At 70.1% G+C, this 22,079-nt stretch carries 21 protein-coding genes; 2 read left to right on the forward strand and 19 right to left on the reverse strand.

From position 1 onward, the window contains the following. Positions 1 to 54 precede the first annotated feature (54 nt). The 3 genes from BKK81_RS32250 to BKK81_RS32260 form a co-directional block, all read right to left on the reverse strand. Positions 55 to 1,302 carry a CaiB/BaiF CoA transferase family protein gene (locus BKK81_RS32250; RefSeq protein WP_071021536.1) on the reverse strand — a complete coding sequence of 416 codons (1,248 nt, stop codon included), beginning with the start codon at positions 1,300 to 1,302 and terminating at the stop codon, positions 55 to 57. Between the two features lie 177 nt (positions 1,303 to 1,479). Next, positions 1,480 to 2,307, reverse strand: a complete 828-nt coding sequence (locus BKK81_RS32255) for an SDR family NAD(P)-dependent oxidoreductase (RefSeq protein WP_071021539.1) — start codon at positions 2,305 to 2,307, stop codon at positions 1,480 to 1,482. 45 nt (positions 2,308 to 2,352) lie between these two features. Beyond that, a complete protein-coding gene (locus BKK81_RS32260; protein WP_197524083.1) occupies positions 2,353 to 3,537 on the reverse strand; it encodes a lipid-transfer protein in 1,185 nt (394 codons plus the stop codon). Between the two features lie 397 nt (positions 3,538 to 3,934). On the opposite strand from BKK81_RS32260, the gene BKK81_RS32265 reads away from it, so the two are divergent. Next, on the forward strand, positions 3,935 to 4,564 hold the full coding sequence (locus tag BKK81_RS32265) for a LysE family translocator (protein WP_071021545.1): 630 nt from the start codon (positions 3,935 to 3,937) through the stop codon (positions 4,562 to 4,564). Positions 4,565 to 4,681: 117 nt separating this feature from the next. On the opposite strand, the gene BKK81_RS32270 is transcribed toward BKK81_RS32265, so the two are convergent. The 4 genes from BKK81_RS32270 to BKK81_RS32285 all read right to left on the reverse strand — a co-directional run bounded on the left by BKK81_RS32270 (position 4,682) and on the right by BKK81_RS32285 (position 9,024). Next, entirely contained in the window at positions 4,682 to 5,683 is a 1,002-nt protein-coding gene (locus BKK81_RS32270) for a tripartite tricarboxylate transporter substrate binding protein (RefSeq protein ID WP_071021548.1), read from the reverse strand. A gap of 114 nt (positions 5,684 to 5,797) precedes the next feature. Next, positions 5,798 to 6,964: an acyl-CoA dehydrogenase family protein gene (locus BKK81_RS32275; protein WP_071021551.1), complete on the reverse strand. Its 1,167-nt coding sequence runs from the start codon at positions 6,962 to 6,964 to the stop codon at positions 5,798 to 5,800. Continuing rightward, complete coding sequence (locus tag BKK81_RS32280) at positions 6,961 to 8,199, reverse strand: CaiB/BaiF CoA transferase family protein (protein WP_071021553.1); 1,239 nt, start codon at positions 8,197 to 8,199, stop codon at positions 6,961 to 6,963. Before BKK81_RS32280 ends, BKK81_RS32275 begins: the two co-directional genes overlap by 4 nt. Before the next feature lie 12 nt (positions 8,200 to 8,211). After that, positions 8,212 to 9,024 carry an enoyl-CoA hydratase/isomerase family protein gene (locus BKK81_RS32285; RefSeq protein WP_197524012.1) on the reverse strand — a complete coding sequence of 271 codons (813 nt, stop codon included), beginning with the start codon at positions 9,022 to 9,024 and terminating at the stop codon, positions 8,212 to 8,214. Positions 9,025 to 9,158: 134 nt separating this feature from the next. Here BKK81_RS32285 and BKK81_RS32290 point away from each other — a divergent pair, with 134 nt between their 5' ends. After that, positions 9,159 to 10,052, forward strand: coding sequence for an IclR family transcriptional regulator (locus BKK81_RS32290; protein WP_083384659.1), 894 nt, complete (start codon positions 9,159 to 9,161; stop codon positions 10,050 to 10,052). Between the two features lie 101 nt (positions 10,053 to 10,153). Here BKK81_RS32290 and BKK81_RS32295 read toward each other — a convergent pair whose 3' ends face one another. The 12 genes from BKK81_RS32295 to BKK81_RS32350 all read right to left on the reverse strand — a co-directional run bounded on the left by BKK81_RS32295 (position 10,154) and on the right by BKK81_RS32350 (position 21,899). After that, positions 10,154 to 10,660 carry a hypothetical protein gene (locus BKK81_RS32295; protein ID WP_071022834.1) on the reverse strand — a complete coding sequence of 169 codons (507 nt, stop codon included), beginning with the start codon at positions 10,658 to 10,660 and terminating at the stop codon, positions 10,154 to 10,156. A 95-nt stretch (positions 10,661 to 10,755) separates the two neighbouring features. Further along, entirely contained in the window at positions 10,756 to 11,121 is a 366-nt protein-coding gene (locus BKK81_RS32300) for a hypothetical protein (protein WP_071021556.1), read from the reverse strand. Positions 11,122 to 11,221: 100 nt separating this feature from the next. Further along, positions 11,222 to 12,631, reverse strand: coding sequence for a Do family serine endopeptidase (locus BKK81_RS32305; protein ID WP_442873420.1), 1,410 nt, complete (start codon positions 12,629 to 12,631; stop codon positions 11,222 to 11,224). 38 nt (positions 12,632 to 12,669) lie between these two features. Beyond that, positions 12,670 to 13,584: a peptidylprolyl isomerase gene (locus BKK81_RS32310; protein ID WP_071021561.1), complete on the reverse strand. Its 915-nt coding sequence runs from the start codon at positions 13,582 to 13,584 to the stop codon at positions 12,670 to 12,672. A gap of 54 nt (positions 13,585 to 13,638) precedes the next feature. Then, a complete protein-coding gene (locus tag BKK81_RS32315) occupies positions 13,639 to 13,860 on the reverse strand; it encodes a hypothetical protein (protein WP_071021563.1) in 222 nt (73 codons plus the stop codon). Next, positions 13,857 to 14,435 carry a YbjN domain-containing protein gene (locus BKK81_RS32320; protein ID WP_071021565.1) on the reverse strand — a complete coding sequence of 193 codons (579 nt, stop codon included), beginning with the start codon at positions 14,433 to 14,435 and terminating at the stop codon, positions 13,857 to 13,859. The genes BKK81_RS32315 and BKK81_RS32320 overlap by 4 nt, the downstream gene beginning before the upstream one ends. Positions 14,436 to 14,476: 41 nt before the next feature. Continuing rightward, positions 14,477 to 15,235 carry a hypothetical protein gene (locus BKK81_RS32325; RefSeq protein WP_071021568.1) on the reverse strand — a complete coding sequence of 253 codons (759 nt, stop codon included), beginning with the start codon at positions 15,233 to 15,235 and terminating at the stop codon, positions 14,477 to 14,479. 10 nt (positions 15,236 to 15,245) lie between these two features. Next, positions 15,246 to 17,000, reverse strand: a complete 1,755-nt coding sequence (locus BKK81_RS32330) for a putative porin (protein WP_231908158.1) — start codon at positions 16,998 to 17,000, stop codon at positions 15,246 to 15,248. Positions 17,001 to 17,134: 134 nt separating this feature from the next. Continuing rightward, complete coding sequence (locus BKK81_RS32335; protein WP_071021573.1) at positions 17,135 to 17,851, reverse strand: energy transducer TonB; 717 nt, start codon at positions 17,849 to 17,851, stop codon at positions 17,135 to 17,137. Positions 17,852 to 17,861: 10 nt separating this feature from the next. Next, entirely contained in the window at positions 17,862 to 18,272 is a 411-nt protein-coding gene (locus BKK81_RS32340) for an ExbD/TolR family protein (protein ID WP_071021575.1), read from the reverse strand. A 12-nt stretch (positions 18,273 to 18,284) separates the two neighbouring features. After that, entirely contained in the window at positions 18,285 to 20,066 is a 1,782-nt protein-coding gene (locus BKK81_RS32345) for a DUF2341 domain-containing protein (RefSeq protein ID WP_071021579.1), read from the reverse strand. 150 nt (positions 20,067 to 20,216) lie between these two features. Beyond that, a complete protein-coding gene (locus BKK81_RS32350; protein ID WP_083384662.1) occupies positions 20,217 to 21,899 on the reverse strand; it encodes a ShlB/FhaC/HecB family hemolysin secretion/activation protein in 1,683 nt (560 codons plus the stop codon). Positions 21,900 to 22,079: the final 180 nt, after the last annotated feature.

Genomic DNA, 22,079 nt, shown 5'->3' on the forward strand with positions numbered 1-22,079 from the left:
CCGACGCACGGACCGACGCACGGACCGACGCCAAGGCGGTCCGCAAGCGGGCCCTCAGGCGCCCGCCTGGCCCTCCGGCAGCGTCAGCACGCCGCGCGCCTGCAGGTCCTGCAATTGCGCGTCGCTCAGCGACAGCAGTTGCTGCAGCACCGCGCGCGTGCCCTCGCCCAGCGTCGGCGGCGCGCTGCGGATCGGCAGGCGCTGGCCGTCCAGCCGGTACGGCGGCGCGAACACATGCGTGCTGCCCGCCACCGGATGCGGCATCTCGCGCAGCAGGCCGCCGCGGCGGGTGCGCTCGCTGGTCAGCGCCTCGTGCAGCCCCGCCACCTTGCCGCAGGGGATGCCGCAGGCCGACATGCGCTCCAGCAGCACGTCGCGGGCGAAGCCGCGGATCACGCCGGTGATCAGCGGTGTCAGCGTCTCACGGTTCCGGGCCCGCTCCACGTTGGTGGCATAGCGCGGGTCCTCGACGATGTCGGGGCGCTCGACCACCTGGCGGCAGAATTTCTCGAACTGGCTGTTGTTGCCCACCGCGATGATCAGCGGACCGTCCGCGGCATCGAACATGCCGTAGGGCACGATGGACGGGTGGGCATTGCCATAGCGCGCCGGATCGCGGCCCAGCAGCATGGCATCGAGGCCGTAATAGCCGGTCACCATGACGCCGCAGTCGTACAGCGCCATCTCGATCAGGCGGCCCTTGCCGGTGCGCTCGCGGCGGAACAGCGCCGCCAGCACGGCCTGCGCGGCGTACATGCCGGTCATCAGGTCCACCACCGCCACGCCGAACTTCAGCGGCGGCTGGCTGGCCTCGCCGTTCAGCGCCATCAGGCCGGCCTCGCCCTGGATGACCAGGTCGTAGCCCGGCCGCTTGGCCTCCGGGCCGCTGCTGTCGTAGCCCGACACCGCGCAGTAGATCAGCTCCGGCTTGATCGCCTTGAGCTGCGCATAGCCCAGGCCCAGCTTCTCGGCGCCGCCGGTCTTGAAGTTGTGGATCACCACGTCGAACTGCGGCAGCAGGTCATAGACGATCTGCACGCCTTCCGGGCTCTGCAGGTCCAGCGTGATCGACCGCTTGTTGCGGTTCATGCTGTTGTAGTAGGTGGTCTCGGTCTTGCCGATGCGCATGCCCCAGTCACGCGTATCGTCGCCGCGGCCAGGGTGCTCGACCTTGATCACCTCGGCGCCGAAGTCGGCCAGCACCTGGCCGCACAGCGGCCCCGCGAACACGCGCGACAGGTCGAGTACACGCACGCCTTCCAGCGGGAAGTCGAGATCCTGGGATTGCTCTTGGTTCGTCACTGCTTGTCTCCGTAGTGCTTTGCGAGGCAGGTGTGTCCCCGCTGTGCAGGCGGTAGTCTAGCCGAGACAGCGCAGCGCGGAAGGCCGGATGCCGTTTTTCGTTCTGCATGGCAGAAGAGCAATTCCACCAGGCGCGACCAGCTGCCGGTGTGACCCGGCGGCAGGTCGCCGCCGTGCTCACGGGCGGCCGCCGCCGCAGACCAGCACCTGGCCGCTGACGTAGTTGGACTCCGGGATGCAGAACATGTAGACCGCGCCGGCCGCCTCCTCCGGCGTGCCCCCGCGCCCCAGCGGGATCAGCGCCTCGGCATTCTTGAGCACCTGCGGGTTGACGCCCACCTTGATCTGCTGGCCGGCGATGTCGATGCTGGCATCGGCGTCGGCCGCGGCCTCGGTCAGGCGCGTCATGATCAGGCCGAAGGCGACGCTGTTGACATTGACCTTGTAGCGCCCCCATTCCTTGGCCATGGCCCGGGTCAGGCCGTTGATGCCGGCCTTGGCGGCGGCGTAGTTGGCCTGCCCCGCGTTGCCGTACACGCCCGAGGTGGAGGAGATGTTCACGACCTTGCGGAACACCGGCCGGCCAGCCTCGGCCTCGCGCTTGGCGGCCTCGCGGATGAAGCCGGAGGCGGCGCGCAGGATGCGGAACGGCGCGGTCAGGTGCACCGAGAGCATGGCTTCCCACTGCTCGTCGCTCATCTTCTGCACCACGTTGTCCCACGTGTAGCCGGCATTGTTGACGATGATGTCGAGCCCGCCGAAGCTGTCCAGCGCCTGCTTGACGAAGCGGTCGGCGAAGCCGGCCTCGGTCACGCTGCCGACGCAGGCCACCGCCTCGCCGCCGGCCGCGCGGATGTCGGCGACGGTCTGTTCCGCGGGCGCCGCGTCGAGGTCGTTGATCACCACGCGCGCGCCTTCGCTGGCGAGCTTGAGAGCGATCTCGCGGCCGATGCCGCGTCCGGAGCCGGAAACCAGCGCCACCTTGCCTTCGAGTTTGCGAGTCATCGTTGCCTCCTGTCCTTGTCGTCTGTGTCGATCATCACGCCGCCCTCACGCTGCCTGGTACAGCGTGACCACGCAGGCGCCGCCCAGGCCGAGGTTGTGCTGCAGCGCGTTGCGCGCGCCCGCCACCTGGCGCTGGTCGGCCTGGCCGCGCAGCTGCCACACCAGTTCGGCGCATTGCGCCAGGCCGGTGGCGCCGAGCGGATGCCCCTTGGACAGCAGCCCGCCCGAGGGATTGGTCACCACGCGGCCGCCGTAGGTGTTGTCGCCGTCGACGATGAACTTCTCCGCCGTGCCTTCCGGCGTCAGGCCGAGCGCCTCGTAGGTGATCAGCTCGTTGGCGCTGAAGCAGTCGTGCAGCTCCACCACGTCGAGATCCTCCGGTCCCACGCCGGCGGCCTCGTAGACCTGGCGCGCGGCCGCGGCCGTCATGTCGTAGCCCACCACCTTGCGCATGTCGCCGCTGTCGAAGGTGCTCGGCGTATCGGTGGTCATGGCCTGGGCCGCGATCACCACGCGACGGTCCAGGCCGTGCTTGCGCGCGAACGGCTCCGAGCAGACGATGGCGGCGGCCGCGCCGCAGGTCGGCGGGCAGCACTGGTAGCGCGTCAGCGGGCCGAACACCGTGGGCGAGGCCATCACCTCCTCCAGCGTCAGCGTCTGGCGGAACACCGCCAGCGGATTGCGCGCCGCGTGCTGGCGCGCCTTGACCGAGATGCGGCCGAAGGTGTCGGCACGGATGCCGTACTGCTCGATGTAGTCCTGCCCCGCGCCGCCGAAGAACTGCGCCGCGCGCGGCGCGTCCGGCTGGTAGCCCTGCTGCGCGGTCATGGTGTCGACGAAGCGCGCCATCGGCGAGGGCCGGTCGTCGTAGGCGCCCTTGAGCGCGCCCGGCACCATCTGCTCGAAGCCGAGCGCGATCGCGCACTCCACCAGGCCGCTCTCCACCGCCTGGCGCGCCAGGAACAGCGCGCTGGAGCCGCTGGAACAGTTGTTGTTGAGGTTGAAGACGGGAATGCCGGTCAGCCCGACGCCGTAGATGGCGGCTTGTCCGGCGGTGGAGTCGCCGTAGACATAGCCGACATAGGCCTGCTGCACATGCTGGTAGTCGACGCCCGCGTCCTCCAGCGCCAGCCGCGCCGCCCGCGCGCCCATGACGTGGTAGGGATCGCAGGCACCCGGCTTGGTGAAGGGAATCATGCCGACGCCGACGACGTGGACGGCGCGTTTCATCTGGGTCATCGAGGGTCTCCTGTGCTGGCGGCCGGCGACGGGACCGTGCCGCGTCGGGCCGCCTCCGGCACCGCGCCGGCCGGCCGGCCCACGCGATGCAGTGTGCGCCGGGGGCGCGGCGTCGCCAATCGCCGATTGGGACAAAAACATTGGCAGAAACAATCAGGCCGGGGCGCCGCCGGTGCTGCCCGCCGCGCCGCGCCGCGGTCGCCCGCCATCGACGCCCCCTCCGCTGTCCGAACGACGCCGCAGCCTGCCCCCCGCGCCGGGGTGCCCCGTGGCGCACCTCAGCGCAATCCGCACCGAGCGCGCATAATGCGTCGTCCAAAGCAACCGCGCCGGCCCGCAACGGGCGGCGCCAGCCGCTCGCCGGCTGACCGCTCAACAAGGGATCTTCATGATGGAAGTGTCGTGGTCTGTCTTCATCCTCACCTCTCTGCTGGTGATCGCCACGCCGGGCCAGGACATGGTGCTGGTGATGTCGCGCACGCTGGCGCGCGGCACGCGGGCCGGCCTCGTCACGGCAGCCGGCGTCAGCGTCGGCCTCATCGGCCACACCATTCTCGCCACGCTGGGCCTGGGCGCCATCCTGCAGGCGTCCGAATGGCTGTTCACCGCGCTCAAGCTGGTCGGCGCCGCCTACCTGCTCTATCTCGGCATCGGGCTGCTGCGATCGTCCGGCACCCTGGAAGTGACGGCGGATGCCGGTCGCGCGCACTCGCCGCTGCGCACCTTCGCGCAAGGCGCGATGTCCAATCTTTCCAACCCCAAGGTGGCGATCTTCTACCTGGCCTTCCTGCCGCAGTTCGTGCATGCGGACGCCGCCCATCCGACCCTCGGCGTCTTCGTGCTGGGCCTCGTCTTCGCGTGCCTGACCTTCCTGGTCAAGGGGCCGGTGGCCTTGTCCGCCGGACTGCTGTCGAACTGGATCCGGCGCAATCCGCGCTTCCTGACCGGCCTGCACCGCACCAGCGGCGTGGTGATGATCGGGCTCGGGCTGAAGCTGGCCTTCGAGCGCCGCAACTGAGGAAGCGCCAAGGGCAAGCCGCACGCGCATGGCGCCTGCGGCTCCCTTCCCCTGCGCCGGCGCCCGGCGGGCCGCAGCTGGCGGCCCCCGGGCATCCGCGCTCAAGCCGGTGCGCCGTTACTGCAGTTCGATCTTCGCAATCGATGCCAGGCGCTTCCAGCGCGCGATCTCCGTCTTCTGGTACTCCCGCAGTTCCGCCGGGGTGGACAGGATCAGCGAGGTCGACTGGCGCTGGTAGTAGGCCTTGACCTCCGCGCTGGCGCCCGCTTGCGCGAACAGCTCTCCCAGCCGTTGCGCGACGGCCGGCGGCGTCCTGGCGGAGACCGCCGCGGCGACCCAGTTGTAGGCGAGAAAATCGGGGATCCCCGCTTCGGGGGCGCTCGGCACCTCGGGCAGCAGCGGCGAGCGTTGCGGCGCGGTGTAGGCCAGCGCGCGCAGCCGGCCCGCCTTGACCAGCTCGATCGCGCCACTGGCATCCACCACGGCGAAATCGACGCTCGCTGCCATGACGCCGTTGATGGCATCTCCCGCCCCCTTGTACGGCACGCCGGTGGTCTTCATATGGCTCTGCTCGTTGAGCCATTCGCTGTACAGGGTGTACGACACCGACCCGGTGCCGTAGTTGAGCGCGCCGGGCCGCTTGTGCGCGTCGTCCACCAGCTCCTTGAGCGAGTGGTAGGGCGAGTTCGCCGGCACGATGATCAGGCACGGGCCGCGCGACAGCAGCGTGATCGGCGTGAAATCGGTGAGCGGATCGTAGGGCAGCTTGCGGAAGGTGGCGGCATTGGTGGACAGCGTCGAGTTGCTGCCGATGAATACCGTGTAGCCGTCGGCGGGAGCGCCGAGCAGCGTCTGCACGCCGATGAAGCCGTTGCCGCCGGGCTTGTTCTCGACCACCACGCCCTGCCCGCTCAGCTCGCCGATCTTCTTGGCGAAGACGCGTGCCGTCATATCGGTGCCGCTGCCCGACGGAAACGGCACGATGAAGCGGATGGGACGGCTGGGGAATGCCGGGGCCTGCGCCGCCGCCGGGGCGGGCAGCCCGGCGAAGCCGGCCGCGCAGGTGATGCCGGCCGCGATGACGAAGCGGCGGCGCGATGCGTTGTCGATGGTGCTCATCTTGTCTCCTGTGTCTTGCTTATGTCCTGCTGATGTCCTGCCTATGCCTTGCCTGCGGCGCTGTGCCCCGCCTGCCGCTCCGTCCTCCGGCGAGGCAGCTCCCGGCCGCAGCCGTCAGCGCTTGAGCCCGAGCAGGTCGCGGGCGATCACCCAGCGGTGCACTTCGGACGGGCCTTCATAGATGCGCATCAGGCGCGTTTCGTTGGCCATCTGCTGCAGCGGCATCTCCTTGGTCATGCCCATGGCGCCGAACGTCTGCATCGCGCGGTCGATCACATCCCATGCCATCTCGGTGGCGAACACCTTGATCATCGAGACCTGGGTGCGCGCTTCGTCGCCGCCGTCGATGCGCGCCGCGGCCTCGTAGGTCATCAGGCGGCAGGCGTGGATGCGCGTGGCGGCGTCCGCCACCCACCACTGGATGGCCTGCCGTTCCGCCAGGGGCGCGCCGAAGGTGCGGCGCTGCAGCGCGTACTCGCACATCATGTCGAGCGCGCGCTGCGCCCGCCCGATGCACCAGGCCGCCATCTGGACGCGCCGGCTGGACAGCCGCGCCTGCATCGGCCCGAAGCCCTGTCCTTCCACGCCGAGCAGCTGCGCGGACGGCAGGCGGCAATCCTCCAGCACCACCTCATAGGTGGAGGCACCACCGATCATCGCGATACGGCGTTCCACCTTGAATCCCGGCGTGCCGCGATCGACCAGGAAGGCGGAGATGCCGCCGCGCGCACCGCGCGCCTTGTCGGTGACCGCCATGACGATGGTCCAGTCGGCGCGCGCGGCGCGGCTGATCCAGATCTTGCGGCCATTGAGCACCCAGTCGTCGCCGTCCCGCTCCGCGCGCGTGCTCATCATGGCCGGGTCGCCGCCCGCGCCCGGTTCGGAAATGGCGATGGCCGACACCGTTTCGCCGCGCGCATAGGGCTCCAGGTAGCGCGCGCGCTGCCCGGCGTTCGCGCTCCGCAGCAGCATGCGCAGGTTGGGCGAATCGGGCGGCAGGTCGTACGGCGTGATGGTCTTGCCAAGCTCCTCGTTGACCCCGACCATCGCCACCACCGGCAGGTCCGCGCCGCCCAGTTCGGCCGGTGCATCGAGGCCCCACAGACCCAGCTCGCGCGACAGCCGGTCGAGCCTGTCCTGGTCGTGCTGCAGCAGCGTCAGCTGGCCGCTCTCCGCCTCCCGGGCCAGCGCGCCGGCCTCCAGCGGGATCAGTTCCTCGCGCACGAAACGTGCGACAAGGTCCTTCAGCATCTGGTGCTCTTCTGCAAGTGCGAAATTCACGAACGTTCTCCTCTCTCGTCGGTATCGTCCCGGACCGTCCCCCGCGTGCCGGCGAGCCGGGCGATCTCGCCCGGCTCCAGCCCCGCTTCGCGGAGGACCTCTTCGGTATGCTCGCCCAGCGTGGGCGCGTGGCGGCGCAGCGCCAGCGGCGTGGCCGAGAAGCGCGCCGTGGGGCGCATTTCGCGCAAGGGCCCCTCGGTGGGATGGGTCGTCTTCTCGAACAGTCCCACCGCCTGCAGGTGCGGATGCGCGGGCAGGTCGTCCGGCGCGTAGATCGGCGTGGCCGGGATGTCGAGCGACTCGAACAACGCCATCCAGGCCGACGTGGTGCGCGTGGGCGTGATCTCGCCCAGGTGGCGGTACAGGTCGCGGATATGGGCATTGCGCTGCGCGCGGCTGTCGATGCGGTAGGCCTCGGCCAGGTCGTCGCGCCCCACCGCATGGAAGAATGCCTTCCAGTGGCGCCCGGTGTAGGGCAGCGCGCAGAGCCACCCGTCGGCGGTCTGCACGGGCCGCCGGCCGCCCTGCAGCAGGCGCGCGTATCCGGCGGGCCCGGCAGCCGGATCGAAGGTCAGGCCGGCCAGGTGCTCGGCCATCACGAAGCTGGCCATCGTTTCGAGCATCGGCACCTCCACCGACTGGCCCTGGCCGTGCCGCTCCCGGTGCAGCAGCGCGGCCAGCACGGCATTGGCCAGCACGATGCCGGTGGTCTTGTCGGCGATCAGGCTCGGCACGTACTCCGGGCGGCCGCCCGACGAGCCCAGCGCCACCAGCCCGCAGGCCGCCTGGATGATGTCGTCGAAGGCCGGCTTGTCGCGGTGCGGGCCGTCCTGCCCGAAGCCGGTGGCGACGCAGTACACGATGCGCGGGTTGATCGCTGCCACTGCGGCATAGCCGAAGCCCAGCCGCTCGATGGCGGCGACGCGCATATTGTGGACCAGCACGTCGGCCCCCTCGATCAGGCGCCGCAGGGCTGCCGCGCCCGCCTCGCGCTTGAGGTCGAGCACCACCGAGCGCTTGTTGCGGTTGAGCGCGAGATAGATCGAGCTCATGCCCTCGCTGCGCGACACGCCATTGGCGCGCATGAGATCGCCCTCGGGCCCTTCGATCTTGATGACGTCGGCACCGAGGTCGGCCAGGGCCTGCGTGGCCAGGGGGCCGAGCACCACCGAGGTCAGGTCCAGCACGCGGATGCCGTCGAGCGGTCCGGCGCAGGCCGCATTCTTCGTTTGCATGCGGTGGCTCCCTCAACGGCGCTGGAACAGCGGTGCACGGCGCTCCGCCATGGCCGCCACGCCCTCGCGGAAATCGGCGGTGGCGAACTGCACGCGCTGGATCTCCAGCTCGCGCCGGTTCGCCGCGACGACGCGCTCGGCCAGCCCGAGCCGCAAGGTCTCGCGCGTGCTCTCGACGGCGAGCGGGGCGGACGCCGCGATTTCGTGTGCCAGCGCGGTCGCGCGGGACAGGACCTCGCCCTGGTCGACCAAGGCATCGGCGAGGCCGATGCGCACCGCTTCCGCGCCATCGATGCGGCGGCCCGTATAGAACAACAGCGCCGCCTGCTGCTCGCCGACCAGGCGCGGCAGCGTCACGCTCATGCCGAAGCCGGGATGGAAGCCGAGCCGGTTGAAGTTGGCGCTGAAGCGCGCCGCGCGGCAGGTGACGCGGAAATCGGCCAGCAGCGCCAGGCCGAGGCCCGCGCCGATGGCGGCGCCTTCGACCGCCGCCACGATCGGCTTGCGGCTGCGGTAGAGCTTCATGGCCTGTTCGTAGAACGCCGACGGATCGCGTGAGACATCCGAAGCACTCGAAGCGCCCGAAGCGCCCGAAGCGCCGGCCTGTGCCGTGCCGCTGAAGTCCGCGCCGGCGCAGAAGGTGCCCACGCCCGACGCCAGCACGATGGCGCGGCAGCTCTCGTCTTCGTCGAGACAGAACAGTGCCTCGGCAAGCCGGCGCATGAGATCGGCGTCGACGAAGTTGTGGGGGGGACGGGAAAGCTCGATGCGCGCGACATGCTGGTCGCGTGTCACGCTGAGATCGGGGGAAGATGCCAAGGCCATGGCGTAGCGCTCCGGGGAACAAGGACGCGCACAGTATTCGCCGCTACGTGTCACTGCGCTACACTGCAATTTCGAATACCGAAATTACTCACGACCCACGCATCCCGCATCGCACCACGCCGAACCGTCTCCCCATGCCTGCCCCGCGCCGCCGGACCCTTGCTGCCCCTTCCCCTGCTCCCCGCCCCGCCACGGCGGCGGAAGCCGCCGCGGTCGCGCCCTCCAGCCGCGCGCTGACACAGCGCACCGGCAGCTTTACGCGGCAGACCGACGGCAGCCAGTCGCTGGAGCGTGGCCTGCGCCTGCTGCGCGCGTTCCGGGTGGGATCATCGAGCCTGAGCAATGCGGAGCTGGCGGCGCGCACGGGCCTGCCGCGGCCGACGGTCAGCCGGCTGACGCGCTCCCTGGTGGACGGCGGCTTCCTGCTCTACGACACCACGGAGCGCGCCTACCGCCTGGCGGTCGTGGTCGTCAGCCTGGCCGATGCCTTCCACCACGCCACCGTGGTGCCGGCCATCGCGCTGCCGCTGATGCGCGAGATCGCCGACGCCGAGAAGGTCAACGTGGGCCTGGCCGTGCCCGACCAGACCGCGATGGTGTACCTGGCCGCGGTGCGCCACAGCGTCGACAGCGTGTCGCGCACCCGCCGCGTCGAGCCCGGCACGAGGGTGCCGATCGAGCAGACGTCGATCGGCATGGCGTGGCTGGCCGCCGCGCCGCCGGCGGTGCGCGGCGCGATCCTGGAGCGCATCGCCGAGAAGGCCGGCGACGCCTGGCCGGCGGTCGAGCGGGAGCTGGGCCGCGGGATCGCCCAGGCACAGTCGCTCGGATACTGCACGGCCGACTACCAGCCCGGACACCTCACCGCCGTCGGCGCGGCGTTCCGCGGCCCTGACCAGCTGTGGTACGGGCTCAACATCAGCTTTCCGCCCAAGCCCGGTGGCAAGCGCGCGGTGTCTCGGTATGCGACGCTGCTGCTCGGCCTGATCGGGAAGATCCAGTCCGCATGCGGCTCGGCGGGCGCTTGAGAAATCGCGGGACCGGTAGATCGAGGGTCGGGGGACCGAGGACTGCTGCCCGGCATCACGGCATCGCCGGCCCGATCCGCCCCCAGGGCATCGACCTGCCTTCAGCCGTGCCGGCCGATCTTGCCGAAGCCGCTGTCGGCCCAGCGGCCGGCACTCTCGCGCGTCAGGCGGAAATCGGCGGGCACCTTGACGCTCGCGATCACCTCGCCGAAGGAATCGACGGCGGTCAGCGTGCCGAAGGGCTCGTACTCATCGGGCGTGACGGCGAGCCTGACGCTCACGCTTCCCGCCTCGGTCTCGATCTGGCACTGCTTGTTGAGGCGGGCATGCAATTGCTGCTCATGGCGCCGGATGACCTCGCTGGCGGTCTTGACCAGCGTCTGGAAGGCCGCCGCATCCAGCGGCTTCGGGTCGACCTTGTTGCGCCCCATGGTCCAGGGGCCGACCAGCGCCGGCTCGGCGCTGCCGTCCTGGATCATCTCGACCGCCCATCCGTCGCCATCCTCGTTCTTGATGACGCGGGCGGTCCAGCCTTTGTCCTGCCAAAGCCGGGGCTGGTGGATTGCGGAGACCTCCTCCGCTGCGGAAGAGTCGTCGGAATGGTGCATCAGGGGCATCAATCTGCCAGGTAGCGGTCGGGAAACCCGCTAGGATACCGCACCGGGCAGCGGCTACCGGGCAGCGGGATCTCGCCGCCGGGGCATCAGCCGGGTGGCTGGTCGTCCGCCGATTCCTGCAGCAGGTGCCCGTAGGCGTCGATTTCCTTCTGCGCCCGTGCCAGGCTTTCCGAAATCCTCTCCGGCGTCACTTCGCCGTCGATGAACTCGACCGATACCCGATACACGCGCGCATCCTTGTCGACAATCCCTTGCAGGACCTTGTCGAACAGCTTTTCCCCGGCCTTCAGGCCCAATGCCCGTGGCACCAGCACCTTGACCAGCAGGATTTCCTGGTCGCCGGACCCCTCCGCCGCCTCGGCCAGCGCGGTTTTCAGATGCCCCTTCAGCTTCAGGACGCTCAGGTCACCGGGTATCGCCACATGCGCGACGCGAATCGATTTCTTGGCCATGCCGCTTGATCTTGCGCTTGCTCTTGCGCTTGCTTGAACGTGTTGTCGAAGGACGGAATATACCGCACGGAAGCGCCGTGCCGGCGGCCGGCATCCCCGCTCAGCCCAGGTCGAGCGGCAGGTACAGCCGCGTCCGGCCGCGCTGGATCAGCAGGGCGGCGTTGCCACCCGCCTGCCGCAGTTGTTCGGCGAACTGCTCCAGCGTCGCCACCGGGCGCGCGTTGAGCGACAGCACGATGTCGCCCGGCGCGATCCCGTCGCGCGCGGCGCGCCCGCTGACCTGCTGGATCAGCAGCCCGTGGTCGACGCCGACGCGCTGCTGCTCGCGCGGCGTCAGCGGCCGCAGTGTCATGCCCAGCCACTGCGGCGTCGGCGCGCCCGGCGCGCTGGCGGCCGGGCTTTCCAGGGCTCCCACGACGGCCTTCACCTGGCTGGCAGCGCCTCCGCGCCAGACCTGCAGATCGACCTGGCGGCCGGGCCGGATCCTGGCCACGGTCGCCAGCAGGTCGGCGGCATCGCGCACGGACGCGCCGTCGACCGCCAGCACCACGTCGCCGGCCTGCAGGCCGGCCGCCGCGGCCGGGCCACCCGCCTGCACCGCGCTGATCAATGCCCCGTCCGGCTTCGCCAGCCCGAAGGAGCGCGCCAGGGCCTGCGTCACCTCCTGCACCGTCACGCCCAGTTGGCCGCGGCTGACCTTGCCGGTGCCGAGCAGCTGTGCCTTGACGTCCATGGCCACGTCGATCGGTATCGCGAACGACAGGCCCTGGTAGCCTCCCGTCCTCGAGTAGATCGCCGAATTGATGGCGATCACGCGGCCGTCCAGGTCGAACAGCGGCCCGCCCGAACTGCCCGGGTTGATCGGCACATCGGTCTGCAGGAAGGGGATGCCGGACTCGCCGGGCAACGAACGCGCCTTGGCGCTGACGATGCCGCTCGTGACCGAGTTGGCGAAGCCGTAAGGCGAACCGATCGCCATCACCCAGTCGCCGACCTCGGTGCTGCCGGCGCTGCCCGCCACCACCACCGGCAGGTGGTCCGCATCGATCTTCAGCAGCGCCACGTCCGACAGCGCGTCGCCGCCGACGACCTTGGCCTTGAACTCGCGCTTGTCGGTCAGCTTGACCGTCACCGCATCGGCGTCGCCGACCACGTGGCGGTTGGTCAGGATGTAGCCGTCGGCGCTGACGATGAAGCCCGAGCCCAGGCTGACCTCCTCGCGGTTGCCGATGACGCGGCGCGCCAGGAACGGGGCCAGCGGATGGCCGGGTTCGATGCCGGGGGGCAGCTGGATGCCCACCTGCGCCACTTCACGCGTGACGCCGATATTCACCACGGCGGGGCCGTAGCGCCTGGCCAGCGCGGCAAAGTTCGGCAAGGCGGGCGCCACTTCATGGGCGGCCGCGGGCGCGAAGCCGCCCGCCGCGGCCAGGGCCAGCGCCGTCGCCCAGGCCGCCGCCAGCGCTGCGGCGCCGCCTGCCGGCCCGCCGTCCCTCTTCCTTCGCCGCATCATCGTGCCCGCTCCCGCGCGTTCACCCGGGCCTGCCGTCATTGGCTCGGCACCAGCGCCTTCTTCAGTGCTTCGTCGTCGATCGAGACCGCATCTGCCGCCGCCAGCTTCGCCAGGTAGGCCTGCACATTCTGCTGCGCGCGCTGCTCGCGCAGCGCGGCCCGGATCTGCGCCCTGACCTCGTCGAGCGGCCGCAGGGCCGCCTCGCGGACCTCGACCAGCTTCAGCACGTGGAAGCCTGTCGGCGTGCGTACCGGCGCCGACACTTCGCCGCGCTTGAGCGCGTTCGCCGCTGCCAGCACCGCCGGCTGGATCATGGTCTCCGGCACGAATCCCAGGTCTCCGCCGCGCGCCGCGCTGGCCTTGTCTTCGGAATACATCTTCGCCAGGGCCTCGAAGTCGGCGCCGCGCGCCTGCGCCCGCCGCGCCAGGTCGGCGGACTTCTTCTGCGCGCCATCGACGGCGGCCGCGTCGGCACCGGGCGGCAGCGCGACATAGAGCTGGGCCAGGTGCAAGGCACGCGGTGCCATGAAGGTGGCACGGTTGCGCTCGTAGGCGGCCTGGATCTCCGGCTCCGGCGGATAATCCGCAGCCGGCTCGCTGAGCGCCGCCAGGTAGCTCTGCAGCAGGACCTCGCGCTGCGCCTGCTCGATCGCCGCCTGCACCAGCGGCTGCTTGTCCCAGCCCTTGGCCTTCGCCTCGGCCAACACCGCCTTCTGCGCCAGCAGCGTGCGCACGACCTGGTCCCGCGCCGCCGCATCCGCGAGCAGGCGCGCGCGGCCTTCCGGGCTCAGCGAGCGCGACAGCCCGGCCAGCTCGGCCCGCGTCACCGCAGCGCCCGCGCCCCTGGCCACCACCTCGTCCTGCGCGTGCGCGGCGCCCGCTACCAGGCATGCCGCCCCTAGCAACCATGCGCCGAGTGCCGGCGCGATCCGATTCGTTCTCTTCATCATGACTGACTCCACTGCAAGACTGTGCCGCCCGCATGGCGGCGGCCCGGCGGCGCCTCAGGGCATCGGGCCGGGCACCGGCGGCGCGGTGCCCGCCGTGCGCATGCGCACGGCGCGGCGCGCCTGCACGATCTCCTCGGCCGAGATGCCGAACTCGATCGAGACTTCGGCGATCAGGCGCACCAGCGCAGCCCGCTGCCGCTGGCGCGCGGACTCCGCACGGCGCGAGTGCTCGGCCTGCCTGGCCAGCGTCAGGACGCCCTGCACGAAGCCGCTCATTGCAAGACCGGCTCGGCTCCTGCTGGCGCGGGTTCCAGGGCGGCGTTCTCCGGCAGCACGCCCTCCGCGCCGCCTGCGCTGCCCGCGCCGTCCGCACGGAAGTTGCGCAGATGCAGGAAGAACTGGCCCATCATCTGGATCCACAGCCGGATGGCGACCGACAGGTAGTCCAGGTGGACGCCGCCGGTGACCACCACATCCATCTCGAGCACGAGGAAATCGCCGTGCGTGGCCAGGCGGGCCAGCCTGCGCGTGCGATGCCATTCATCGACCAGGCCGTCCGGCAGCGGGCCGCCCTGCACGCGCAGCGGGCAGCTGAGCGTGAAATCGAGGTACTGGTCCGGCCCGAGCGTATTGCCCCAATGGACCTGGTAGCCGATGCCGTGGCTGGCGCTGTGCAGCCGCGTGACGCCGTCCTCCTGCAGCAGCGTCACCGCGCAGCCGGCGGCGCGGATGGCATCGGCCACCTGCTCCGCCGTGACGAAGCGATGGATCGCGCCCGAGGCCTCGGCGGCCTTGTCATGGGTCCCGCTGGCGGCGCCTTCCGCGGACAGGTCCTGGTTCAGGTCATTCATGCTGGTAACTCCTGTGGTTCGGTAAGCGGTTCGTCATCGCATCACTGCCGGGCGGCCTGTTCCGCCGGTGCCGCAGCAGGGTCCGCAGCGGGGGCGCTCGCCGGCGCCGCCGCGGCGGCGGCGCGCGGGTCGAACTTGCCCTCGTAGAGCTTGTCGCCGTACTCCTGCGCGATCTGCTCGTACTTCACGCGCGCCTTGGCGGCGAACGGCTGCCGCGAGGCGATCACCGTGCCGATGCCGACGTTCTCGTAGGCGTCGAGGATCTCCTGCCCGACGGCATAGAGCTTGGCGTTCTTCGCCTCGCACAGCGCCAGCGCGCTGCGTTGCGCGCCGCTCTCCTCGCCCAGCCGCTTGCGCTCGGCCTCCGCGTTGCGCGCCAGCTTCAGCAGCTCCTCATAGGCATTGCGGTACTGCGCGATCTGGGCATTGGCCTTGTCGGCGATGGCCTGGGCCTGCGACTGCGACGCGCGCGAACCCTGCTCCAGGCGCTCACGCGCCTGCTTCTCGGTCGCGAGCTGGGCCTGCGCGGCCTCGAGCGCCTTGCGCAGCGCGTCCGGCGAGTCCTTGCCGGCCGATGCGCCGGCCGGGCCGGACTGCCCCGCCTTCAAGGCCGCAAGTTCGTTCTGCGCCTGCTGCAGCTGCGCGGTGGTGTTGCGCAGCTGTGCCCGCAGGCGTTCCTCCATGCTCTGGGCCGGTTGGGCCGACTGGGCAGGCTGGGCCAGCCCGTTGCCGGCCCAGAGCGCGGCGGCCATCATCACGGCGGCGGACATGCCCCATGCACGCGGGGACGGATTGGTCATGACGCCCTCCTCAGAAGCGGGCATTGAATTCGAACTGCAGCGTATCGATCGACAGCGGCGGACCGAAGACCTCCTTGGTCGAGATCCAGCGTCCGGTCACCCATGCGTTCTTGTCCAGCGCGTACGAGCCGCCGAGGTAGTAGCCCCGCGCATTGGTGCCGCCGCCATGGAAGGTCGAATCGTTGAACGCGTCCGGCACGGCATCCGGCTCGATGCGCTTGTAGCCGAACATGACGTTCCAGTCGCCGCGCGCGGCCGGCGACGGCTTGCCGAAGGTGGCCTGCAGCATGTAGGCGTTGGGGCCGCTCTTGAAGCTGGCGCGCGTCGCATCGCCGGCGCCGAAGTTGTTGACGATGCCGCCGTTGGCGCGCGTGAACATCGCGTTTTCGTTGTAGGCCAGGTTGCGGATGAAGTTGGCGTCGAAGCGCAGGCCGTAGACGCCGGCGACACGCGTGTCCCAGCGCAGGTTGACATCGAACAGCTGGAACTTCGAGGCATAGCCGACGAACTGCGGCTGCGCCGTGTTGGCCGGATCGAGCGGATTCAGCGAGATATTGCGCAGCAGCATGAGCGTATTGCCCTTCTGCATGAAGGCCGGCCTCGACCAGTCGGAATCGCAGCTCGTCGCGCCCGCGTAGAGCACGCACGGGCTCGACAGGCGGCCGTTGATATTGTGGAAGTCGTAGTAGGCGAGCGCGCCGCGCAGGCGGTTGGCACTGTCGATCTTCCAGTTGGCGCCGACCTGGGCGCCGAGCAGCCACTTGTACTCGCTGTGCATCTTGTCCTGGCTGTTCGACGGCGCATTGTCGTTGGAGTACTCCAGCGGAATGAAGCCGATCGAGCCGAACAGGTTGATGTCGCGGTTGATCGGCAGGTCCTTGTCGAAGCGCGCGGCGATTCCGTCGAGATTCAGGTCCGGCGAGAACAGCATGTCGGTGGTGACGAAGGGCGGCGCGAAGCGCCCGCCGATCACGTTCATCCAGTCGGTCGCCTGGTAGGACACCCACGCCTGGTCGAGCCAGATGTCCTTCTTCGCCAGGCCGCCCCCGAGCGTGGTGTTGGTCGACACCGGGCTGTTGTCGTTGCTGGCGGCCACGCGCACGCCGGCCTTGATGCTGTCGGAGACGTCGGCGAAGATGCCGAAGCGGGCCCGCGCACGCCACTGGTTGGTGCGGTTCTCGCGCGTATTGAGCAGCGGCGGCAGCGCGACGCTGGTGTTCGGGTTGACGTCGACGCCGTTGCTGCTCTTGTTGATCGCGGCGAAGTCGATCTGGATGTTGTTGTTGTTGCTCGAGTAGAAGCGCGACTCGTTGCGCAGGCGCATATCGCCTTCGATATGGATGCGCTTGGTCCACTCCGGCAGCTCGTTCGGCGCCGCCCAGCCTTCCGCCTTGGCCTGGGCCATCACCTCGCCCTTGACCTCGTCGCGGATCTCGTCGCGCACCGTCTGCGGAATATAGGGCACGCGCACATCGCCCGCCTCGACGCGCGCCGCGCCGGCCGGCGGCGTGGCGGCCGCCTGCTGGGTTGCCTGCTGGGTTGCCTGCTGTGCCGCTTGCTGCGAGGCCTGCTGCGCGGCGAATGCCTCGGTCTGGGCCTGCGCCAGCAGCGCTTCGCCGGTTGCCTTGTCAAGCGCGCCGCTGCTGATCAGGCCGCGGATCAGCTTGACCATGGCGCTCTCCCTGGGTGCCTCGGCGTGGGCGGCGCCGGCCGTCACGAACAGTGAGGCTGCCAGCGTGGCGGCCAGCACCGACCGGCGCGGCACCGATCTCGGCGACGCCGCCGCGGCGGCCCTCCGAGCTTGCTCCTCCCGGGGAGCTTGCATTGCGATTGCGTTCATTTTTTGTCTGTGCGTTGCTTGAGAAGGAAGGACGGCTGCGGTCTTGCCAGTCTTGTCGTTCACGGCCGCCGCCCCCGGATGGCCATGGAAAGCGGGTAGCGCAGCGATGCCGGTGGCCGCTCCTCCGCGCGGAAGTCATGCAGCATGGCGAGCACGGCATCGTCGATCGACTTGTTGCCGGTGCCGCGCGCCAGTTGCACGCGCACCGCGCGCCCGTCGGCATCGAGCCAGAGGTCGATGCGCACATCGTCGAAGGCGAGCTGGCGGGTGCGCGCGTCGCGCGCGAAGGCCTGCTGCATCGCGCCGGACAGCCAGGCGCTGTACGAGCGGCTGCCGAGCCCGCCGCCGCCGCCCGTCATGCCGCCGCCACCGCCGGCGCCGATGCCGAAGGCATCCGTGCCGGCCTGCGCATCGCCATTGATGGTGACCGCGTCGCCGAGATCCTTGCTGGGGCTGGGCGGCGCATCGTCCTTCGGCGCTTCCACGGGCTCCACCGGCTTCGGCTCGACGACTTCCGGCTTGATCTTCTCCGGCTGGGGCTCGGGCAGCTTCTCGGGCTCCGGCGGCGGCGGCGGTGGCGGGGGCAGCATCAGCATCGGCGTCGCGGCCACCTCACGGCGCACGCTGGCGGTATCCGTGAGCAGGTGCCAGACCAGCGCGGCGACACCGGCGGCCACGAGCACGCCGGCCACCGCGCCGCTGCGCCGGCGCAGCAGCGCGAGCGCCGCGCCGGCCGGGCCGCCGGCGGGCCGGACTGTGGAATCGCGAAGTTTCACGCTGCGCTCCTCACGCCGGCTTGCCGGTCACCAGGCCGACCTGGTTCAGGTCGATGCGGCGCAGCAGGTCGAGCACCTCGACGACCTTGGCGTACTGCACCGCGGCGTCGCCGCGCACGATGACGGGGAAGTCCGGCGTCAGCGCCTTTTCGGTGCGCAGGCGATCTTCCAGTTCCGGCAGCGACACCGGATAGGCGTCGAGGAACACCTGCCCGGAGTTGTCCACCGTGATCGCCTTGGTCTTCGGCTTCTCCAGCGCCACCGACGAACTCGCCTTGGGCAGGTCCACCTTGATGCCGGGAATGCTGGCGTTGCTGGTCAGGATGAAGATGACCAGCACCACGAGCAGCACGTCGACGAAGGGCGTGATGTTGATGCCGCTGGCCCGCTTCTTGGTGCCGAATCGTCTTGCGTATGCCATGGTCCGCCCCCGTCAGGCCCGCTGCAGATGAGGCACGCGGCGGCCTTCGCCCTGCTCTTCCGCCAGGCGCGTGGTGAACTCGTCGACGAAGACCGCCATGTCGGCGGCGATCCCCTCCGAGCGGGAGGCCAGCCAGTTGTAGCCGAACAGCGCCGGGATCGCGACGCCGAGGCCGGCGGCGGTACACAGCAGCGCGGCCGCCATGCCCGGCGCCACGGAGTTGATGTCGACGGCGCCGGCCATCGCCGCCACCACGAACACCAGCATGATGCCGATCACGGTGCCGAACAGGCCGACGTAGGGAGCGCCCTCGATGGTGGTCGACAGCCAGTTCATGCGCGCGCCCATGCGCTCGACCTCGCGCACCATCGCGCCGTCCATCGACGCGCGGATGGCGCTGATGGTGGCATCCGAGACGGCGTTCATGTCATAGCCCAGCTGGTGGCGCCGATGCATCTCGTCGACCGCCACCTCGTACAGGCGCCACAGCGAAGACTGCGCGCGCACGTCTTCCGGCACGCGGCCGCTCTCGGCCAGGCGGTCCAGCGGCGCGCCGGCGGTTTCGCGGAAATGGTCCATGAAGGCCGCGTTGGCGCGTGCGTTGCTGCTGTAGCTGCGGCTCTTGGTGATCATGATCAGCCACGACAGCGCCATCATCACCCCCAGCAGGCAGACCACGACCCAGGCATCGATCGGCATCGCCGCGATGATGAAGCCGAAGTGGCTCTTGCCCGCCTGCTGCTCGTCGGGGCCGAACGCCGTCAGGCGCGACTCCGCGCCCTGCGACACCGCGTCCGCCAGCAGCAGGGCCGCCGGCCGCGCGACCTTGGACACGCGGACTTCGTCGATCGCACCGGCAAAGCGTGCCAGCGCGCCGCCCGCGCCGTTCGCGCCCTCGACATCGGCACCGATGGAGGCCGGCGTCTTCAGCGCCGGCAGCGCGGCGGCCAGCGTCGCGGCCGGCCGGCCGCCGACATACAGCGTCACGGCCTTGCCGTCCGCGCTCACGGCCAGATGCGACCACTGGCCTGCCTGCACCGGCTGTCCCGGCTGGCTGGTCTGGCCGTTGACGCGCACGAAGGGCACGCCCTGGTCGATGCCGACCACCAGTTCGCCGGCACCGTCGCGGCGCACGTAGATGGCCTCCTGCGGACCGAGCTTCTCCGGACGCACCCAGGCCGAGAACGTGAAGCTGCCGCCGGCGGCGACGGCCAGGGACGGCGAGGCCGGCAGGATCACCGGTGCGGCGCCGGCCTGCGCGCCCTTGCCGATGATGGCGCCGTCGAGCGTGACGACCGCACTCTGGCTGTGGTTGCCGTAGGCGGTGGTATCGCGCGCCGGCACATTGGCTTCGCCGAAGTGGTAGACGGCGGTGTAGTCCGGATCGAACACGCGCTGCCCGTTGCCGGCGGCCGGCGCCTTGCGGTTGCCGTAGTACATCCAGATCTGCTGCTTGCCGCTGGCGGAGACCGCCGGCACGTCCACCCACACCAGCGCGATGCCCAGCATCGGGTCGAACTGCTCGACCTGGTGGTTCAGCACGGTCTTGTCGTCGGCGGCCACGAAGCGCAGGTCGGCGCCGGTCTCGTTGACGCCTTCGAAGCTGAAGTTGCCGGTGTGCAGCCGCAGCAGCACCGACATGCGGCCGGGATCGGCAGCGATATTGCCGCCCTGGGGGCCGGCGTCGATCGTGATCGGTTTGCGGTAAGCCCAGTCTGGCTGCCACCAGGCGTGCGCCAGCGCGGGCATCATCGCGCCCAGCAGCGCGAGCAGGAACGGAAGGATGCGTCGCATTTCAGTGTTTCTCCGTGGGTGCTCCCGGTGCCTTGCGGAACCCACCGGGCGGTCAAGTCGTTGATGGATCGATTTCGGTGATCGTTTGCGGTGATCGTTTGCGGTGATCGTTTGCGGTGATCGTTTTTTCGGGCCGCGTCGCCGCGGCGCTCAGTAGGTCGCTGTCACGCTGAAGTTCAGGTGCGGACGATGGCGCGGCGTGCGCGGTCCGTCCTTGAGCGGATAGGCGGCATCGAACCGTCCGTACACATGCGTGGCCAGCCGGAACGAGGTGCCGATGCCGAACGAGGCCAGCGAGAAGCGCGCCTTCTGCTCCGGCAGCGGATCGCGCAGCCCCAGGCGGGCGGCGTCGACGAAGCTGTAGACACGCCAGTCCTCCACGTACGGCGTCAGCAGCGGGATCGGCGGCGCGCGCCACTCGATCGACCCGACCACGCCATAGTCGCCGGTCGCCTCGGCGGACAGGTAGCCGCGCACCGAGTTCATGCCGCCGCCGGCGATCTGCTCGCTCGAGATCAACGGGGAGTCGGTGAGCTGGCCGGCCACGCGCCAGGCGAGCTGCGAATTGCCCTGGAAGGTGTAGGTGCCGTTGGTGTCCGCCTTGACCAGCGTGAAGCTCGGCGTCGCCTTGTAACGCTTGGCATCGAACTGGTGCTCGTTGCTGCCATAGCCGAAGAAGCTCTGCGTGCCGGTGACGATGGCCGCGTTCAGCGCGTACTGTCCGCGCTCGCCCTGGTAGAAGCCGCTGTAGCCCAGCGTGATCGGCGCGTACTTGAGCGGCACGGTGTCGCCCGCGCTGCCGAGCCGCGTCACTTCGGTGTTGTCCTTGAAGTCGCCCCCCAGGCTGAACGCATGCCACCAGGCCCCGGTGTCCGGCACCGTGTAACTGCCCTTGACGCCGAAGGCATGGCCCTTGCCGAGCACCGTGGTGCCGCCGGTGGTCGCCACGTTGCTGTCCGACTTGTAGGCGTTCGCTTCCAGCGACCACTGGGTGCCCTTGAGCGGCGCGACATAGGAGGCGGACCACACCTTGGTCTGGCTCAGGTCCTGCGGCGCGCCGAAGAAGCTGACCGAGGCCCGGTGGCCGAGCTGCCAGAGGTTGTCGTAGCCGAGCGTGGCCGTCATCCGCAGCGGCTTGGTATCGGCGCTGCGGTCGTTGTTCAGGCCGAGGCTGGCCCGCCACGGATTGCTGTCCTGCACCTTCAGGTCGACGTCCATGGTGCCGGGCACGGCCCCCTGCTTGACGAGGGGAACGACCTGCTGATCGCCGGTGCGGTTCAATGCCGAAAGTTCGGCCTGCGCCGTGTTGAAATCCGGCACCTTGCCCTCCGCCAGCGACGGCACCTGCTCGCGCACCTCGCGCGGCGAGTGGTACTCGGCGCCGACCACCCGCACGCGCCCCACGCGCGTCTCGCTGACCTGCAGGTAGACCACGCCGCCGCTGACCTGCTGCTCCGGCAGGTCGACATAGACCGATTGGTAGCCCTTCGCCTGGTAGGCGGCCAGCAAGGCGTCGCGGGCTGCCTCGATGTCCTTGAGCGAGCGGTTCGGCCCCAGGTAGGGCGTGACGGCCTTCTCGATGGTGCGCACGTCGAGGGCGGTATTGCCGCGCACGATGTACTCGTTGATATTGACCTTCCGTTCCGCGGCGGCGCCTGCTGCCGCCTTGCCCGCCTCCGCTTCCGCCTCCGCGCCGGCCACCGCCGCCGCGCGCGGGGCCGCGGCGGCGGCATCGTCCTGCGCAGACGCCACGCCGTGGCCGGCCGCCCCCATCGTCGCCGCGCACATGGCCGCCCAGTGGAGCCAGGGCCGATTCGTCCTGATGACACGCATTGTGTGACTCTGATCTGTTGGTTCGATTGCCGTTGCACTGCCGCCGTGGGGCCACCGGGATCCACTGGAGAAGCCGCTTCCCGCAACGCCGGCCCGCAACCGTGCCGACGTCGTGCACAGCCATCTAGACGGGCTGGCGTCGCACTGCCTAGCGTTTGTCACGAAGATTTCATGCTCGCT

It is taken from the genome of Cupriavidus sp. USMAHM13, assembly GCF_001854285.1.
Classification (GTDB): domain Bacteria; phylum Pseudomonadota; class Gammaproteobacteria; order Burkholderiales; family Burkholderiaceae; genus Cupriavidus; species Cupriavidus malaysiensis.